Here is a 1,364-nt window from a genome sequence, read left to right as displayed (position 1 = left end):
CCTAGCAGGCTGTTGAATTTGGATCCCGTGTAAACGGGGTTTGAGGGACGGGCGTTATGGATATCGTGTTCATGATTTTTGGCAGCGGATGCGATGCGCGGAATGGATGAGATGCAGGAACCCCTGTTCACGACAGTCAAGCTCGAGGACTTCGTCCCGGCGGATCACCCGTTGCGACCGATCCGGTTGCTGGTGAATGATGCGTTGAAACGGCTCAACGGGCTGTTCAACGTCATCTACGCGGACACCGGCCGTGCCTCGATTGCGCCCGAGAAGCTGATGCGGGCGCTGCTGTTGCAGGTGTTCTACTCGGTGCGCAGCGAGCGCATGCTCATGGAGCAGATGCGCTACAACCTGCTGTTCCGCTGGTTTGTCGGGCTGGCGATTGAGGACACCGTGTGGGACCACTCGGTGTTCTCGAAGAACCGCGACCGGCTGCTGGAGCATGAAGTCGTGGAAGCGTTCTTCACCGAAGTCATGAGCCTGGCGGACAAACGGGGCTTGCTGTCGAGAGACCATTTCTCGGTGGACGGCACGCTGATTCAGGCGTGGGCCAGTCACAAGAGCTTCCGCCGCAAGGACGGCCCGGACGATGGTCCGCCAGCCGGCGGTGGCCGTAACGCCGACACTGACTGGAAAGGCGAGCGACGTAGCAATGCCACGCACGAGTCGACTACTGATCCGGAGGCGCGATTGTTCAAGAAGAGCCACAAGAGCCCGGCCATCCTGTGCTACCACGGGCACATCCTGATGGAGAACCGCTCGGGGCTGGTGGTCGGCGCCGTGGTCAGTCACGCGGATGGTTTTGCCGAGCGGGCGAGCGCGTTGCAATTGCTCGATTGCGTGCCAGGCGCTCATACGAAGACAGTTGGTGCCGACAAGGCGTATGACACCCGCGACTTCGTGAACGATTGCCGGGCTCGCAATGTAACGCCGCATGTCGCGCGCAACGATGATCGCCAAGGTGGTAGCGCGATCGACGGTCGCACTTCGCGGCATGCGGGCTACAGGATCAGCCAGATCATCCGCAAACGTATCGAAGAGCATTTCGGCTGGGGTAAAACGGTCGGTCGGATCCGGCAGACGGTCTATCGTGGCATCCGGCGCGTCGACCAGCACTTCAAGCTGACGATGGTTGCGAGCAATCTGACCCGCATGGCCCGAATGCCAGGTGTGGTGCCGCAAGGAGCGACGCGATGAGCCGCCACGGCGTGAAGACTGCCCGCCACAAGGGCTGCATGCGTGCGCATGCCCCGCGCAGATTGCGCGGCGAACCGGTAATTCAGCGGGAAATCGCACGCGCAAGCCTCCTGAACATAGCTTCGGTCCTCATGACGGGGCGCTTTTCAACAGCCTGCTAGGCG

1 protein-coding gene is annotated in these 1,364 nt (G+C 61.4%); it reads left to right on the top strand.

The features are described from left to right. The first annotated feature begins 93 nt into the window (after window positions 1–93). On the top strand, window positions 94–1,200 hold the full coding sequence (locus P3T22_RS33220) for an IS5 family transposase (protein WP_413231795.1): 1,107 nt from the start codon (window positions 94–96) through the stop codon (window positions 1,198–1,200). Window positions 1,201–1,364 lie beyond the last annotated feature (164 nt).

It is taken from the genome of Paraburkholderia sp. GAS348 (assembly GCF_050434205.1).
Lineage (GTDB): Bacteria > Pseudomonadota > Gammaproteobacteria > Burkholderiales > Burkholderiaceae > Paraburkholderia.
This window is presented reverse-complemented; position numbering and strand designations above follow the sequence as displayed.

Bases quoted from the DNA above. Each gene is read 5' to 3' on its own strand.
- P3T22_RS33220 (WP_413231795.1), top strand. From the start codon at position 94: ATGCGCGGAATGGATGAGATGCAGGAACCCCTGTTCACGACAGTCAAG.